Origin of the sequence: Pseudomonas sp. lyk4-R2A-8, from assembly GCF_030209095.1 — a bacterium.
Classification (GTDB): Bacteria; Pseudomonadota; Gammaproteobacteria; order Pseudomonadales; family Pseudomonadaceae; genus Aquipseudomonas; species Aquipseudomonas quebecensis.
On sequence record NZ_JARVSS010000006.1, the window covers coordinates 16771 to 31945 of the forward strand.

Annotated in this window: 12 protein-coding genes, 3 tRNA genes and 1 riboswitch; of the genes, 14 read left to right on the forward strand and 1 reads right to left on the reverse strand. The window is 60.8% G+C overall.

From position 1 onward, the window contains the following. Positions 1-107: 107 nt before the first annotated feature. From aruF to astE, 6 genes are all read left to right on the forward strand, one after another. Positions 108-1127, forward strand: a complete 1020-nt coding sequence (gene aruF, locus QRN10_RS07075) for an arginine/ornithine succinyltransferase subunit alpha (RefSeq protein WP_181081206.1) — start codon at positions 108-110, stop codon at positions 1125-1127. A gap of 48 nt (positions 1128-1175) precedes the next feature. Next, a complete protein-coding gene (astA, locus tag QRN10_RS07080; protein ID WP_285428079.1) occupies positions 1176-2201 on the forward strand; it encodes an arginine N-succinyltransferase in 1026 nt (341 codons plus the stop codon). Beyond that, positions 2201-3667 carry a succinylglutamate-semialdehyde dehydrogenase gene (gene astD, locus QRN10_RS07085; RefSeq protein WP_181081204.1) on the forward strand — a complete coding sequence of 489 codons (1467 nt, stop codon included), beginning with the start codon at positions 2201-2203 and terminating at the stop codon, positions 3665-3667. The genes astA and astD overlap by 1 nt, the downstream gene beginning before the upstream one ends. A 66-nt stretch (positions 3668-3733) precedes the next feature. Then, positions 3734-5080: an N-succinylarginine dihydrolase gene (astB, locus tag QRN10_RS07090; protein WP_285428080.1), complete on the forward strand. Its 1347-nt coding sequence runs from the start codon at positions 3734-3736 to the stop codon at positions 5078-5080. A gap of 23 nt (positions 5081-5103) precedes the next feature. Continuing rightward, complete coding sequence (locus QRN10_RS07095; RefSeq protein ID WP_181081202.1) at positions 5104-5391, forward strand: topoisomerase II; 288 nt, start codon at positions 5104-5106, stop codon at positions 5389-5391. A 12-nt stretch (positions 5392-5403) separates the two neighbouring features. After that, positions 5404-6408 (forward strand): succinylglutamate desuccinylase, encoded by a 1005-nt coding sequence (astE, locus tag QRN10_RS07100; protein WP_266246463.1) that lies wholly within the window; start codon positions 5404-5406, stop codon positions 6406-6408. A 60-nt stretch (positions 6409-6468) separates the two neighbouring features. On the opposite strand, the gene QRN10_RS07105 is transcribed toward astE, so the two are convergent. Next, on the reverse strand, positions 6469-6978 hold the full coding sequence (locus QRN10_RS07105) for a 6,7-dimethyl-8-ribityllumazine synthase (protein ID WP_057723717.1): 510 nt from the start codon (positions 6976-6978) through the stop codon (positions 6469-6471). A gap of 97 nt (positions 6979-7075) precedes the next feature. Beyond that, positions 7076-7245, reverse strand: a riboswitch (FMN riboswitch). A gap of 190 nt (positions 7246-7435) precedes the next feature. On the opposite strand from QRN10_RS07105, the gene ltaE reads away from it, so the two are divergent. The 8 genes from ltaE to mgtE all read left to right on the forward strand — a co-directional run bounded on the left by ltaE (position 7436) and on the right by mgtE (position 15165). Then, positions 7436-8440, forward strand: a complete 1005-nt coding sequence (ltaE, locus tag QRN10_RS07110) for a low-specificity L-threonine aldolase (protein ID WP_285428083.1) — start codon at positions 7436-7438, stop codon at positions 8438-8440. Positions 8441-8586: 146 nt separating this feature from the next. Further along, positions 8587-11205 (forward strand): alanine--tRNA ligase, encoded by a 2619-nt coding sequence (gene alaS, locus QRN10_RS07115; protein ID WP_181081199.1) that lies wholly within the window; start codon positions 8587-8589, stop codon positions 11203-11205. Between the two features lie 95 nt (positions 11206-11300). After that, positions 11301-12542, forward strand: a complete 1242-nt coding sequence (locus QRN10_RS07120; RefSeq protein ID WP_010208327.1) for an aspartate kinase — start codon at positions 11301-11303, stop codon at positions 12540-12542. A gap of 175 nt (positions 12543-12717) precedes the next feature. Next, positions 12718-12906 (forward strand): carbon storage regulator CsrA, encoded by a 189-nt coding sequence (csrA, locus tag QRN10_RS07125; RefSeq protein ID WP_003175645.1) that lies wholly within the window; start codon positions 12718-12720, stop codon positions 12904-12906. Positions 12907-12968: 62 nt separating this feature from the next. Further along, positions 12969-13059: transfer RNA gene (locus QRN10_RS07130), tRNA-Ser, on the forward strand. Between the two features lie 108 nt (positions 13060-13167). Next, positions 13168-13244: transfer RNA gene (locus QRN10_RS07135), tRNA-Arg, on the forward strand. A gap of 72 nt (positions 13245-13316) precedes the next feature. Further along, a tRNA-Arg gene (locus QRN10_RS07140) sits at positions 13317-13393 on the forward strand. 329 nt (positions 13394-13722) lie between these two features. Next, positions 13723-15165 carry a magnesium transporter gene (gene mgtE / locus QRN10_RS07145; protein ID WP_181081198.1) on the forward strand — a complete coding sequence of 481 codons (1443 nt, stop codon included), beginning with the start codon at positions 13723-13725 and terminating at the stop codon, positions 15163-15165. Positions 15166-15175 lie beyond the last annotated feature (10 nt).

Genomic DNA, 15175 nt, shown 5'->3' on the forward strand with positions numbered 1-15175 from the left:
GGGGGCAAGCCCCCTCCCACACTGGAATATGCCCACTTGAAGCTATGTGGCGTTCCTGACCTGTCCGGTATTTTTTTCTGTGAATTTTCGAGTTAAGGAGTGACACCATGCTGGTGATGCGCCCCGCGCAAATGGCTGATCTGGGCGAGGTACAGCGTCTGGCTGCGGACAGCCCGATTGGTGTCACCTCCTTGCCGGACGATGTGGAACGCCTGAGCGACAAGATCGCCGCCAGCGAAGCGTCTTTCGCGGCCGAGGTGAGTTTCAACGGCGAAGAAAGCTATTTCTTCGTGCTCGAAGACACCGAGACCGGCAAGCTCGCCGGTTGCTCGGCCATCGTCGCCTCGGCCGGTTATTCCGAGCCGTTCTACAGTTTTCGCAACGAGACCTTCGTGCACGCCTCTCGCGAGCTGAAGATCCACAACAAGATTCACGTGCTTTCCCAGTGCCACGACCTGACCGGCAACAGCCTGCTCACCAGTTTCTACGTGGTGCCGGAACTGGTCGGCTCGCCGTGGTCGGAACTCAATTCCCGCGGGCGCCTGTTGTTTGTCGCCAGCCATCCGGAGCGCTTTGCCGATTCGGTGGTCACCGAGATTGTCGGCTACAGCGACGAGAACGGTGACTCGCCGTTCTGGGACGCCATCGGCCGCAACTTCTTCGACCTCAACTACGCCGCCGCCGAGCGCCTGTGCGGGCTCAAGAGCCGCACCTTCCTCGCCGAGCTGATGCCGCATTACCCGATCTACGTGCCGCTGCTGCCGGACGCAGCCCAGGAGGCGATGGGCCAGGTGCACCCGCGCGCGCAGATCACTTTCGACATTCTGATGCGCGAAGGCTTCGAGACCGATCATTACATCGACATCTTCGACGGCGGCCCGACGCTGCATGCGCGGGTCTCGGGCATCCGTTCGATTGCCCAGAGCCGCGTGGTGCCGGTGAAGATCGGCGAGATGGTCAAGGGCGTCGGCCGCCAGTACCTGGTCAGCAACGCGCAGCTGCAGGATTACCGTGCGGTGATGCTGGAGCTGGATTACGCGCCTGGCAAGCCGGTAACCCTGGACCTGGCCGCGGCTGAAGCCCTGGGCGTCGGCGAGGGCGCCAGTGTGCGCCTGGTCGCGGTTTAAACGCAGAGTTTCGCGGGTGGCCAAGAGCGGCCCGTCTGAGGAGATAGCATGATCGTTCGTCCCGTACGCAGCAGCGATTTACCGGCCCTGATTGATCTGGCGCGCAGCACCGGCACCGGCCTGACCACCCTGCCGGCCAACGAAGAGCGTCTGACCCACCGCGTGGGCTGGGCGGAGAAAACCTTTCGCGGCGAGGCCGGTCGCGGCGATGCCGACTACCTGTTCGTGCTGGAAAACGACGAGGGCCGCGTGGTCGGCATTTCCGCGATTGCCGGTGCCGTCGGCCTGCGTGAGCCCTGGTACAACTTCCGGGTGGGCCTGACCGTCAGCGCGTCCCAGGAATTGAACATCTACCGCGAGATCCCGACGCTGTTTCTGGCCAACGACCTCACCGGCAATTCCGAATTATGCTCGTTGTTCCTGCACGCCGATTACCGCAACGGTCTCAACGGCCGCATGCTGGCCAAGGCGCGCCTGTTGTTTATCGCGGAGTTCGCGCAGCTGTTCGGCAACAAGATCATTGCCGAGATGCGCGGCGTGTCCAACGAGGCCGGGCGTTCGCCGTTCTGGGAGAGCCTGGGCCGGCATTTCTTTAAAATGGAATTCAGCCAGGCCGACTACCTCACGGGCGTGGGCAACAAGGCGTTTATCGCCGAGCTGATGCCGAAGTTTCCGCTGTACAGCTGCTTTTTGTCCGAAGACGCGCGCAGCGTGATCGGCAAGGTCCACCCCGACACCGAACCGGCGCTGAGCATGCTCAAGAGCGAAGGCTTCAGCTACCAGGGCTATGTCGACATTTTCGACGCCGGCCCGGCGGTGGAATGCGAAACCAGCAAGATCCGTGCGGTGCGCGACAGCCAGTCGCTGGTGTTGGCCATCGGTACGCCAGGGGACGACGCCACGCCGTTCCTGATTCATAACCGCAAACGCGAAGATTGCCGCATTGCCGCCGCACCGGCGCGCCTGGCCGCCGGCACGCTGGTGGTCGACCCGTTGACCGCCAAGCGTCTGCAACTGGTGGTCGGCGATCAGGTGCGTGCCGTACCGTTGTCCGCTGCTCGGGAGTCGAAGTAATGAATTCGTTGTATATCGCAGGTAGCTGGCTGGCCGGCCAGGGTGAACTGTTTGAATCGCGCAACCCGGTGACTCAGCACGTGCTGTGGGCTGGCAACGGCGCCACCGCCGAGCAGGTCGAGTCCGCCGTACAGGCCGCGCGTCAGGCGTTCCCGAGCTGGGCTCGGCGCAGCCTGGAAGAACGCATCGCGGTGCTGGACGCTTTCGCCGCCACGCTCAAGCGCCGCGCCGATGAAATCGCCCGCTGCATCGGTGAGGAAACCGGCAAGCCGCTGTGGGAAGCGGCGACTGAAGTCACCAGCATGGCGAACAAGATCGCCATCTCCGTGCAAAGCTATCGCGAACGCACCGGCGAGAAGAGCGGCCCGCTGGGCGACGCCACCGCTGTGCTGCGCCATAAGCCTCACGGCGTGGTCGCGGTGTTCGGTCCGTATAACTTCCCCGGTCACTTGCCCAACGGGCATATCGTGCCGGCGTTGCTGGCGGGCAACACGGTGCTGTTCAAACCCAGCGAACTGACCCCGAAGGTCGCCGAGCTGACCGTGCAATGCTGGATCGAAGCCGGCCTGCCGGCGGGCGTACTGAACCTGCTGCAAGGCGCGCGGGAAACCGGAATCGCCTTGGCGGCCAATCCAGGCATCGACGGCCTGTTCTTCACCGGTTCCAGCCGTACCGGCAACCATCTGCACCAGCAATTCTCAGGGCGCCCGGACAAAATCCTGGCCCTGGAAATGGGCGGCAACAACCCGCTGGTGGTGGACGAAGTGGCCGACGTGGACGCGGCGGTCTACACCATCATCCAGTCGGCATTTATCTCGGCCGGCCAGCGTTGTACCTGCGCCCGTCGTCTGCTGGTGCCGCAAGGCGCCTGGGGCGATGCGTTGCTGGCGCGGTTGGTGGCAGTCAGTTCGACCATTGAAGTCGGCGCGTTCGATCAGCAACCGGCGCCGTTCATGGGCTCGGTGATTTCCCTCGCCGCCGCCAAAGCCTTGATGGACGCCCAGGAGCTGATGCTGGCCAATGGCGCCGTGGCGCTGCTGGAAATGACCCAGCCCCAGGACCAGGCAGCGTTGCTGACGCCGGGTATCATCGATGTGACCGGCGTGACCGAACGCGAAGACGAAGAGCTGTTCGGCCCGCTGCTGCAGGTGATCCGTTACCACGACTTCGAAGCGGCGATTGCCGAAGCCAACAACACCCAGTACGGCCTGGCCGCAGGCTTGTTGTCCGATTCCGAAGCGCGCTACCAGCAATTCTGGCTGGAAAGCCGCGCCGGTATCGTCAACTGGAACAAACAGTTGACCGGCGCCGCCAGCACCGCGCCATTTGGTGGAGTAGGGGCCTCGGGCAATCATCGCGCCAGTGCGTATTACGCGGCGGATTATTGCGCGTACCCGGTGGCATCGCTGGAAACCCCAAGCCTGGTGGTGCCCGCGACACTGACCCCTGGCATTACCCTCATCTAGAGGTGGGAGGGGATGTGTTGAAGACTTTTGATGCCTATAAAAACAGATGTTCGTGGAGCCTCGCCGATGAAATCCTATGAAGTCAATTTTGACGGTCTAGTGGGGCCGACCCATAACTACGGCGGGTTGTCCTACGGCAACGTCGCGTCCCAGAGCAACAGCCAGCAGTCTTCGAACCCCAAGGAAGCGGCGTTGCAGGGCTTGCAAAAAATGAAGGCCCTGATGGACATGGGCTTCGTGCAAGGCGTGCTGGCTCCCCAGGAACGTCCCGACGTGGCCGCGCTGCGCAACCTCGGCTTCAGCGGCAGCGATGCTCAGGTGATCCAGCAGGCGGCCAAGCAGGCCATGCCGTTGCTGGTTGCCAGTTGTTCGGCATCGAGCATGTGGGTGGCCAACGCCGCCACCGTCAGCCCCAGCGCCGACACCGCCGACGGCCGCGTGCATTTCACCGCCGCCAACCTCAACTGCAAATACCACCGCAGCATCGAGCACCCGACCACCAGTCGCGTGCTGGGCGCCATGTTTACCAACCCGCAGCACTTCGCCCACCACGCCGCGTTGCCGGCAGTGGCGCAGTTCGGCGACGAGGGCGCCGCCAACCACACGCGTTTCTGCCGTGACTACGGCGAGGCCGGTGTGGAGTTTTTCGTGTTCGGCCGCAGTGCGTTCGACACCCGCTACCCGGCACCGCAGAAGTACCCGGCGCGCCAGACCCTGGAAGCTTCCCAGGCCGTCGCCCGTCTGCATGGCCTGAAGGATGACGGCGTGGTCTACGCCCAGCAGAACCCGGCGGTGATCGATGCCGGCGTGTTCCACAACGATGTGATCGCGGTGGGCAACGGCGAAGTGCTGTTCTACCACGAGGATGCGTTTCTCAATACCGAGCAGATGCTCGGCGAACTGCAGGCCAAGCTGGGCAAGCTGGGCGGCAATTTCCAGTCGGTGTGTGTACCGCGCGCCCTGGTGAGCGTCGAGGACGCGGTGCGTTCCTACCTGTTCAACAGCCAGTTGCTGACTCGCGCCGACGGCTCGATGCTGCTGATCGTGCCGGAAGAGTGCCGCGCCAATGAACGCGTCTGGCAGTACCTGCAGGGCCTGACCGCCTCGGGTGGGTTGATCCGTGAAGTGAAGGTCTTCGACCTCAAGCAAAGCATGCAGAACGGCGGTGGCCCGGCGTGCCTGCGCCTGCGCGTGGCGCTGAACGAAACCGAACTGGCGGCGGTAAACCCAGGGGTTATCATGACCGCGCCGTTGTACGACACGCTGACCCAATGGGTCCACAAGCACTACCGCGACAGCCTGCGCGAAACCGACCTGGCTGACCCGCAATTGCTGCTTGAGTGCCGGACGGCACTGGATGAACTGACGCAAATCCTTAAACTGGGCGCGGTTTATCCTTTCCAGATCAATTAACGCCGCACGGCTGAGAGCATTTTATGACCGACACCCTGAAACTGATCCTTGAAGACACCGACGGCACCCAGCTGGAAACCTCCTGCACCCGCGTCGCCGTGGTGTGGCAGGGCAAGGAAATCTGGATTCAGCACGACGGCCGCGGCCAACTGCTGATCGGTGTGGACGTGGAGGAAGGCGACGCCGAGTACGCCAACCTGCTGATGCGCCCGTTGGCCACCAACCTGATGAGCCTGCAACTGGAAATGGAACCGGCCGACGTTGACGGCGATGATGACGATCACGTCCACGGTCCTGGCTGCAACCACTAAGGAAGCTTGCGTATGCTCGCCCTCGGCAAACTGCTTGAACTGACCCTCGCCGGTCGCGAACCGGCGCAAAAAATTCAACTGACTGTCGACGGCGTGCAGATGCGCTGGCTCAGCGAGGGCGCATTGGAAGTGCGACCTCCCGAGACAAGGGACAATGGCAGCGATCTGCTGCTGTCGTCCGGCATCCATGGCAACGAAACCGCGCCGATCGAACTGCTCGACCGCCTGTTGCATGGCATCGCCCGTGGGGACATCAAGCCCCGCACCCGTATTCTGTTCCTGTTCGGCAACCCCGAGGCCATGCGCCGCGGCGAGCGTTACCTGGAACTGGACATCAACCGGCTGTTCAACGGCCGTCACGAAAAAAACATCGGCCCCGAAGCCATGCGTGCCGCAGAGCTGGAACAACTGGCGCGCAGTTTTTTCAGCAAACCCGAGCGCACGCGCCTGCATTACGACCTGCACACCGCCATCCGTGGCTCCAAAATCGAGCAGTTCGCGCTGTACCCGTGGAAAGACGGGCGCCAGCATTCGCGTCGCGAGCTGGAACGTTTGCGTGCGGCGGGCATGGAAGCGGTGCTGTTGCAGAACAAAACCTCGATCACCTTCACGGCCTTCACCTACGAGCAACTGGACGCCGAGGCTTTCACCCTGGAATTGGGCAAGGCGCGGCCGTTCGGGCAGAACCAGGGGGTGGACGTTTCACGCCTGGAATCGCGCCTGACGCAGATCATCGAAGGCACCGAGCCTGCGACCGACAGCCTGGATGGGTTGAAACTGTTTGCCGTGTCGCGGGAAGTGATCAAGCACAGCGATGCGTTCCTGCTGCACTTGCCGGCGGATGTGGAAAACTTTTCTGAGTTGAAAAAGGGTTATCTGCTGGCCGAAGACGTGGCCAAGACCCGTTGGGTAATCGAGGAGGAGGGTGCGCGCATCATCTTCCCCAACCCGAAGGTGAAAAACGGTTTGCGGGCAGGGATATTGATTGTGCCGACCACGGACGTGGGCCTGGCATAGACCTGGACCGAATGTGAGAGGGGGCAAGCCCCCCTCCCACATTTTGTTTTGCAGTATTGCTTAGACTGCTACCGCCCGTGGCTCGCTGCGACGGATCGCCCGCACTTTGTGCAGCGTGTCGGCGCAGGTCCGTGCCGCTTCCTGGCCCTTGTGCACGAAGTGCTCGTAGAAGAACGTCGTGTGTTCGCTGCCGCCGTGGAAGTGATGCGGCGTCAGGGATACCGAGAACACCGGCACTTCGGTTTCCAGTTGCACCTGCATCAGGCCGCTGACCACCGATTGGGCGACGAACTCATGGCGGTAGATACCGCCATCCACCACCAGCGCAGCAGCGACGATGCCGGCGTAACGGCCGGTCTTGGCCAGCAGTTTGGCGTGCAGGGGCATTTCAAAGGCGCCGCCGACTTCGAAGAAATCGATGTCCGATTCCTGGTAGCCCTGGGCGATCATTTCGGCGAGAAAGCCTTTACGGCTCTGGTCGACGATATCCTTGTGCCAGCAGGCCTGGATAAACGCGACGCGCTCGCCGTGATGGTTTTTGCTTTTGCTGTCGATAGCGGTGGGTTGCATGTTCTGACTCCTGTTTAAGAAAAAAACAGGGCGTTATGAATCGAATGGGATTTAAGGGTACGCATGCGCAAACAGGCGTGCGGCCCTTAGGTGCCAATCCCGTTCTCTCTTCATCCGGACTATGACCGTCGGCCCCGGGATCACACCGGGTCTGCTGACCTTGGCGCCGGCCTGCGTGAGCAGTCCAAGGCGTCAAGCGCTCGCGGGCTATGCACATTGCGTGCAATTACCGCCGGTGGGGAATTGCACCCCGCCCTGAGAACGTTGCCGCCAGAACCCTGGCGGCGCAGAGTTTTTAACACGGTTTTTCAGAAACTGCACGGACGCCGTATCGATAAGCTATATCGGTTTGTTTGGTAGCTATTCGATTGACTGCACATAGGGCTTGATATCTCGCGGGTTTGCCCGCAGTAATCGTCAATACGACAAAACGCCCCACCTGCCCGAGGCCAGTTTGATGACCGTGATAGACCTTCGCAGCGATACCGTGACCCAACCCACCGCCGGCATGCGCGATGCCATGGCCAGCGCCGTCTGCGGCGATGACGTCTACGGCGAAGACCCCAGCGTCAACCGCCTGGAAGCCGAGCTGGCCCAACGCCTGGGGTTCGCCGCCGCGTTGTTCGTGCCCACCGGTACCATGAGCAATCTGCTGGCGCTGATGGCCCACTGCGAGCGCGGCGAGGAATACATCGTCGGCCAGCAGGCCCACACCTACAAATACGAAGGCGGTGGTGCGGCGGTGCTGGGTTCGATCCAGCCACAGCCGTTGGAAGTGCAGGCGGACGGTTCGCTGGATCTGGACCACGTGCTGGCCGCCATCAAGCCCGACGACTTCCACTTCGCCCGCAGCCGCTTGCTGGCCCTGGAAAACACCATGCAGGGCAAGGTGCTGCCGATGGAGTACCTGGCCAGGGCACGGGCATTTACTCGCGAACACGACCTGGCCCTGCATCTGGATGGCGCGCGGCTCTACAACGCGGCGGTCAAGCTGGGCGTGGACGCGCGTGAGATCGCCGCGCATTTCGATTCGGTGTCGGTGTGCCTGTCCAAGGGCCTCGGTGCACCCGTAGGCTCGGTGTTATGCGGCTCTACCGCGCTGATCGCCAAAGCGCGCCGGCTGCGCAAGATGGTCGGTGGCGGTATGCGCCAGGCCGGTGCTCTGGCGGCGGCGGGCCTGTATGCACTGGACCATCAGGTGCAGCGCCTGGCCGAAGACCATGCCAATGCCCAGTGGTTGGGGGATGAGCTGCGCAAGGCCGGCTACACGGTGGAGCCGGTGCAGACCAACATGGTCTATGTGCAGGTGGGCGACCAGGCGCAGGCCTTGAAGGCGTTTGCCGCCGAGCGCGGGATCAAGTTGAGCGCCGCCCCGCGTCTGCGCATGGTCACTCATCTGGATGTAAGCCGGGCGCAGATGGCGCAGGTGCTGGAGACATTCGTCGAATATTCGCAAAAATGATCGTGCAGACCGTCTAATTGAACGTCGCTATCGCATAAACACGCTGTACCACCGGCAAAGGGCCGATATAATGCGGCCCTTTGCCGTCGCTCCGTCTGATGATGTTGCGCACTGGCCTTTGGCCGCAGCCTCCGTGGAAGAACCTAATGAAAAGCGCAGAAATCCGTGAAGCCTTCCTTCGCTTCTTCGAAGAGCAAGGTCACACCCGTGTCTCCTCCAGCTCCTTGATCCCAGGCAATGATCCCACCCTGCTGTTCACTAACGCGGGGATGAACCAGTTCAAGGACTGCTTCCTGGGCCAGGAAAAGCGCGCCTACACCCGTGCAGTCAGCAGCCAGAAGTGCGTGCGCGCCGGTGGTAAGCACAACGACCTGGAAAACGTCGGCTACACCGCCCGCCACCACACCTTTTTCGAAATGCTCGGCAACTTCAGCTTTGGCGATTATTTCAAGCAGGACGCGATCAACTTCGCCTGGACCTTCCTCACCGGCGTACTGAAACTGCCGAAGGAAAAACTGTGGGTCACCGTTTACGAAAGCGATGACGAGGCGTACGACATCTGGACCAAACAGGTCGGCGTGCCGGCCGAGCGCATGGTGCGCATCGGCGACAACAAAGGCGCGCCGTACGCGTCAGACAACTTCTGGACCATGGGCGATACCGGCCCGTGTGGCCCATGCACCGAGATCTTCTACGACCACGGCGCCGACATCTGGGGTGGCCCGCCGGGTTCGCCCGAAGAAGACGGCGACCGTTACATCGAGATCTGGAACAACGTCTTCATGCAGTTCAACCGCACCGCCGACGGCGTGCTGCATCCGTTGCCGGCGCCGTCGGTGGACACCGGCATGGGCCTGGAGCGGATCAGTGCGGTGATGCAGCACGTCCATTCCAACTACGAAATCGACCTGTTCCAGAGCCTGTTGGCGGCGGCCGCCAAGGCTATCGGTTGCAGCAATGACAACCAGGCCTCGCTCAAGGTAGTGGCCGACCATATTCGTTCGTGCGGCTTCCTGATCGCCGACGGCGTGCTGCCGTCCAACGAAGGCCGTGGCTACGTGCTGCGCCGCATCATTCGTCGCGCCTGCCGCCACGGCAACAAGCTGGGCGCCAATGGCAGCTTCTTCTACCAGATCGTCGCGGCCCTGGTCGCCGAGATGGGCGATGCCTTCCCGGAACTCAAGCAGAACCAGGCGCACATCGAGCGTGTGCTCAAGGCCGAAGAAGAGCAGTTCGCCAAGACCCTGGAACAGGGCCTGAAGATTCTCGAGCAAGACCTTGCCAACCTGTCGGGCAACGTGGTGCCGGGTGACGTGGTGTTCAAACTCTATGACACCTACGGTTTCCCGATGGACCTGACCGGCGACATCGCCCGCGAGCGCAACCTGACCCTCGACGAAGAAGGTTTCGAGCGCGAGATGGAAGCCCAGCGCGTGCGCGCACGTTCGGCCAGCGCTTTCGGCATGGACTACAACAGCCTGGTCAAGGTTGACGTGGCCACCGAGTTCACCGGCTATAAGGCCACAAGCGGAGCGGCCAAAGTGGTTGCCCTGTATAAGGACGGCCAGTCGGTCGACGTTTTGAACGAGGGCGACGAGGGCGTCGTGGTGCTGGACCAGACCCCGTTCTACGCCGAATCCGGCGGTCAGATCGGCGACTGCGGTTTCGTCAAATCCACCTCCGGCCGTTTCGACGTGCGCGATACCACCAAGACCGGTGGCGCCTTCCTGCACCACGGTGTGCTGGCTTCGGGCAGCCTGACCGTGGGTTCGCCGGTCGACACCCAGGTAGACGCCGATGTGCGTCACGCCACGGCGCTGAACCACTCGGCCACCCACTTGCTGCACGCCGCACTGCGTCAGGTGCTGGGCGAGCACGTCCAGCAGAAAGGTTCGTTGGTCGACAGCCAGCGCCTGCGTTTCGACTTCAGCCACTTCGAAGCGATCAAGCCTGAGCAGATCAAGGCGCTGGAAGACATCGTCAACGCCCAGATCCGCAAGAATACCCCGGTCGAGACCGAAGAGACCGATATCGAGACGGCCAAGGCCAAGGGCGCCATGGCGCTGTTCGGCGAGAAGTACGGCGACAGTGTGCGCGTGCTGAGCATGGGCGGCGACTTCTCGGTGGAACTGTGTGGTGGTATCCACGCCAACCGCACCGGCGACATCGCTTTGCTCAAGATCATCAGCGAAGGTGGCGTGGCGTCCGGTGTGCGTCGTATCGAAGCGGTGACCGGTGCTGCGGCCCTGGCCTACCTGAATGCGGCGGAAGAACAACTCAAGGAAGCGGCCAGCCTGGTCAAGGGCAGCCGCGACAATCTGGTCGACAAGCTGTCCGCCGTACTGGAGCGCAACCGTGCGCTGGAGAAACAGCTGGAGCAGTTGCAAGCCAAGGCCGCCAGTGCTGCGGGCGACGATCTGTCAGCTTCGGCCGTCGACGTCAAGGGCGTGAAAGTTCTGGCTGCGCGCCTGGACGGTCAGGACGGCAAGGCGTTGTTGGCGCTGGTCGACCAGTTGAAGAACAAGCTCGGCCGCGCAGTGATCCTGCTCGGCGGTGTCCATGAGGATAAGGTCGTTCTGGTTGCCGGTGTAACCAAAGACCTGACTGGCCAACTCAAAGCCGGTGATTTGATGAAGCAAGCCGCCGCGGCAGTGGGCGGGAAGGGCGGTGGTCGTCCGGACATGGCGCAAGGCGGTGGTGTAGACGCCGGTGCCCTGGATGCGGCCCTGGCCCTGACCGTGCCGTTCGTCGAGGCTGGCATTTAAGGCGCTGTTAATCGGCCCGTGGTCTAGTCGCGGGCCTGACCAGTGCGGGTGGATTGGAAATTTAGGCGCCCCTTTACGGGCTGAGGCGGCTGGAAATGGCTTTGATCGTACAGAAATTTGGAGGCACCTCGGTCGGTTCTGTCGAAAGAATCGAGCAGGTGGCCGACAAGGTTAAGAAATTCCGCGACGCGGGCGACGACCTGGTGGTGGTGCTGTCGGCCATGAGCGGCGAGACCAATCGCCTGATCGATCTGGCCAAGGCAATCAGTGGCGACCAGCAACCGCTGCCGCGCGAGCTGGATGTGATCGTGTCCACCGGTGAGCAGGTGACGATCGCTTTACTGGCCATGGCCCTGAACAAACGCGGCGTGCCGGCGGTGTCCTACACGGGCAGCCAGGTGCGCATTCTGACCGACAGCGCGCATACCAAGGCGCGTATCCTGCAGATCGACGATCAGAAAATCCGTACTGATCTCAAGGCCGGGCGCGTGGTAGTTGTAGCAGGCTTCCAGGGTGTGGACGAGCAGGGCAACATCACGACCCTGGGGCGTGGCGGTTCGGATACCACCGGCGTAGCGCTGGCGGCGGCCCTCAAGGCTGACGAGTGCCAGATCTACACCGATGTGGATGGCGTCTATACCACTGACCCACGCGTGGTGTCGGTGGCCCAGCGCCTGGACAAGATTACCTTCGAAGAGATGCTGGAAATGGCCAGCCTCGGTTCGAAGGTGTTGCAGATCCGCGCGGTGGAATTCGCCGGCAAGTACAACGTTCCGCTGCGCGTATTGCACAGCTTCAAAGAGGGTCCGGGCACCCTCATTACTATTGATGAAGAGGAATCCATGGAACAGCCGATCATTTCCGGCATCGCTTTCAATCGCGATGAAGCCAAGCTGACGATCCGTGGCGTGCCAGACACTCCGGGTGTGGCGTTCAAGATCCTGGGCCCTATCAGCGGCGCGAACATTGAAGTCGACATGATCGTGCAGAACGTTTCGCACGATAACACCACCGATTTCACCTTCACCGTGCACCGCAATGAATACGATGCGGCGGAGCGGATTCTGCAGAACACGGCCAAGGAAATCGGTGCCCGTGAAGTGGTGGGCGACACCAAGATTGCCAAGGTGTCGATCGTTGGTGTGGGCATGCGTTCCCATGCAGGCGTTGCCAGCCGCATGTTCGAGGCTCTGGCCAAGGAAAGCATCAACATCCAGATGATCTCCACCTCGGAAATCAAAGTCTCGGTAGTGATCGAAGAAAAGTACCTTGAGCTGGCCGTACGCGCGTTGCACACCGCTTTTGAGCTTGACGCTCCGGCCCGACAGGGCGAGTGATGCACTGCCTGAAAGGCGCGGTTTACCGCGCCTTTCATTTTTTTGTAGGGCGCATGGTCTTTTGCCTGCGCTGGACAATACTTAGGTGGGTAGGGCTATGGCCTTCTGGTTGTAGGTCGATTGCCTTTTTTTTGCAGACTGTTGTTCCTGAACTGAAATGCGTGAGGAGAAAGGCATGCTGATTCTGACTCGTCGTTGCGCAGAAAGCCTGATTATCGGTGATGGCGAAATCACCGTGACCGTGCTCGGCGTCAAAGGCAATCAAGTGCGTATCGGAGTTAACGCTCCGAAAGAGGTAGCGGTTCACCGCGAGGAAATTTACCTGCGGATCAAGAAAGAGAAGGACGAAGAACCAAGCCTTTAATTTTTATCGTTTTTTATGTTTGCAAACGGGGATCAACGTGGTTAATATACGCCCCGTGTTGCGGAGAGCTGGCCGAGTGGCCGAAGGCGCTCCCCTGCTAAGGGAGTACACCTCAAAAGGGTGTCGGGGGTTCGAATCCCCCGTTCTCCGCCATTATTTGCTTAGTACGTTGCAATCTGGATTTATCGGTAAGTTGTTGAAATTACTCGAAAAAATCGCTTTACATAGAGATTGAACGGCCTATAATGCGCGGCAACAAATGCACTCGTAGCTCAGCTGGATAGAGTACTCGGCTACGAACCGAGCGGTCACAGGTTCGAATCCTGTCGAGTGCACCATTTAAGAGTTAGTTGCAGCAATGCAGGTAGCTTGGCTCCAACCAGTTGTGATCTGGTCTAAAAACACAATATGCACTCGTAGCTCAGCTGGATAGAGTACTCGGCTACGAACCGAGCGGTCACAGGTTCGAATCCTGTCGAGTGCACCATACAAACAAAAAGCCCGCCTAGTGCGGGCTTTTTGCCGTCTGGGTTTTATCTTTTTTCGCTCCAGTCATGTGTTTTCCTTTTCTGCTGCGTCGTCGCAGTTCATAGATGCGGCTACTACTCAACTTTGGCTTGCAAGCGCTTGTTCTTTCCAGTTTTTTAACATTAAAAGCGCCCGCAAAGGTGTATCATTGCGCCCGTCAGCCCCGCCGGGGCTTGTGGAATACCTCCATGGACTTACCCAGTAGTTACTCAGTACCGCGTTTTACCAATCATGAATTGACTGATTGATCCTTCCGGCGTGCCCTGCTGCTGGGAGTGGAGCTCGCCTATGACCGAAGTTGAAGTAAAGAAAACTCAAGAAAGCCTGCAGGATCGCCTTGCTCAAGTCATCGAGCTGCTGCAGCGCCAACGTGTGGTCGAAGACCTCACGCATCGCCAGGAAGGTCCGCACCACGACCGCGTCGAAAACCTGGTACACCGGCAAAACCTCGTCGAGCTGCAGCGCAAGCTCGACGACTTGCACTCCGCCGACGTCGCTTACATTCTCGAAGCCCTTCCGCTCGATGATCGCCTGACCCTCTGGCAGTTGGTCAAGGCTGATCGCGACGGCGACATCCTGCTCGAAGTATCCGACTCGGTGCGCGAAACCCTGATCGCCGACATGGACGATCATGAGCTCCTCGCCGCTGCCAAGGAGATGGATGCCGACGAACTCGCCGACCTGGCCCCTGAGTTGCCTCGGGACGTTGTCCATGAGCTGATGGAAGCGCTCGACGGTCAGCAGCGTGAGCGCGTGCGGTCGGCGTTGTCCTATGACGACGACCAGGTCGGCGCGCTGATGGACTTCGAGATGGTCACCATTCGCGAAGACGTCAGCCTGGAAGTGGTGCTGCGTTACCTGCGCCGGCTGAAAGAATTGCCTGGCCATACCGACAAGCTGTTCGTGGTCGACTACGAAGGCATTCTCAAGGGCGTCCTGCCGATCAAGCGCTTGCTGGTCAATGACCCGGAGAAAAAAGTAGCCGACTTGATGGCCAGCGACACGGTGAGCTTCCATCCTGACGAGGACGCCTATGAGGCGGCCCAGGCGTTTGAGCGGTATGACTTGATCTCCGCGCCGGTGGTCGACAAGAACGGCAAGCTCATTGGTCGTTTGACCATCGACGAAATCGTCGACCTGATCCGTGAAGAGAGTGAAACCGAAGTCCTCAACATGGCGGGTCTGCGTGAAGAGGAAGATATTTTTGCTTCGGTCTGGCGCTCGCTGCATAACCGCTGGGCCTGGCTGGCAATCAATCTGATTACCGCGTTTATCGCTTCACGCGTAATCGGACTGTTTGAAGGCTCCATCGAGAAACTGGTGGCGCTGGCGGCATTGATGCCGATTGTGGCGGGTATCGGCGGTAACTCCGGTAATCAGACCATTACCATGATCGTGCGTGCGATGGCGCTGGATCAGGTGAGCACAGCCAACTCCTCGCGGTTGTTGCGCAAAGAGCTGGCGGTTGGTCTGATCAATGGGCTGGTATGGGGTGGAGTGATCGGCGTAGTGGCTTACTTGCTCTACGGCAGCTGGTCGCTCGGGGTGGTGATGACGGCTGCCATGACCCTGAACCTGTTGCTCGCTGCACTTATGGGGGTGCTGATCCCGATGACATTGGCGCGCTTGGGGCGCGACCCTGCCATGGGCGCCAGTGTCATGATTACGGCCATGACCGACAGTGGCGGTTTCTTTATCTTCCTGGGTCTGGCGACGATCTTCCTGCTCTGAGCCATGCCCA

Excerpts from the sequence above, each read along its gene's own strand:
- aruF (WP_181081206.1), top strand. The coding sequence starts at position 108 with ATGCTGGTGATGCGCCCCGCGCAAATGGCTGATCTGGGCGAGGTACAG.
- astA (WP_285428079.1), top strand. The coding sequence starts at position 1,176 with ATGATCGTTCGTCCCGTACGCAGCAGCGATTTACCGGCCCTGATTGAT.
- astD (WP_181081204.1), top strand. The coding sequence starts at position 2,201 with ATGAATTCGTTGTATATCGCAGGTAGCTGGCTGGCCGGCCAGGGTGAA.
- astB (WP_285428080.1), top strand. The coding sequence starts at position 3,734 with ATGAAATCCTATGAAGTCAATTTTGACGGTCTAGTGGGGCCGACCCAT.
- QRN10_RS07095 (WP_181081202.1), top strand. The coding sequence starts at position 5,104 with ATGACCGACACCCTGAAACTGATCCTTGAAGACACCGACGGCACCCAG.
- astE (WP_266246463.1), top strand. The coding sequence starts at position 5,404 with ATGCTCGCCCTCGGCAAACTGCTTGAACTGACCCTCGCCGGTCGCGAA.
- QRN10_RS07105 (WP_057723717.1), bottom strand. The coding sequence starts at position 6,978 with ATGCAACCCACCGCTATCGACAGCAAAAGCAAAAACCATCACGGCGAG.
- ltaE (WP_285428083.1), top strand. The coding sequence starts at position 7,436 with ATGACCGTGATAGACCTTCGCAGCGATACCGTGACCCAACCCACCGCC.
- alaS (WP_181081199.1), top strand. The coding sequence starts at position 8,587 with ATGAAAAGCGCAGAAATCCGTGAAGCCTTCCTTCGCTTCTTCGAAGAG.
- QRN10_RS07120 (WP_010208327.1), top strand. The coding sequence starts at position 11,301 with ATGGCTTTGATCGTACAGAAATTTGGAGGCACCTCGGTCGGTTCTGTC.
- csrA (WP_003175645.1), top strand. The coding sequence starts at position 12,718 with ATGCTGATTCTGACTCGTCGTTGCGCAGAAAGCCTGATTATCGGTGAT.
- mgtE (WP_181081198.1), top strand. The coding sequence starts at position 13,723 with ATGACCGAAGTTGAAGTAAAGAAAACTCAAGAAAGCCTGCAGGATCGC.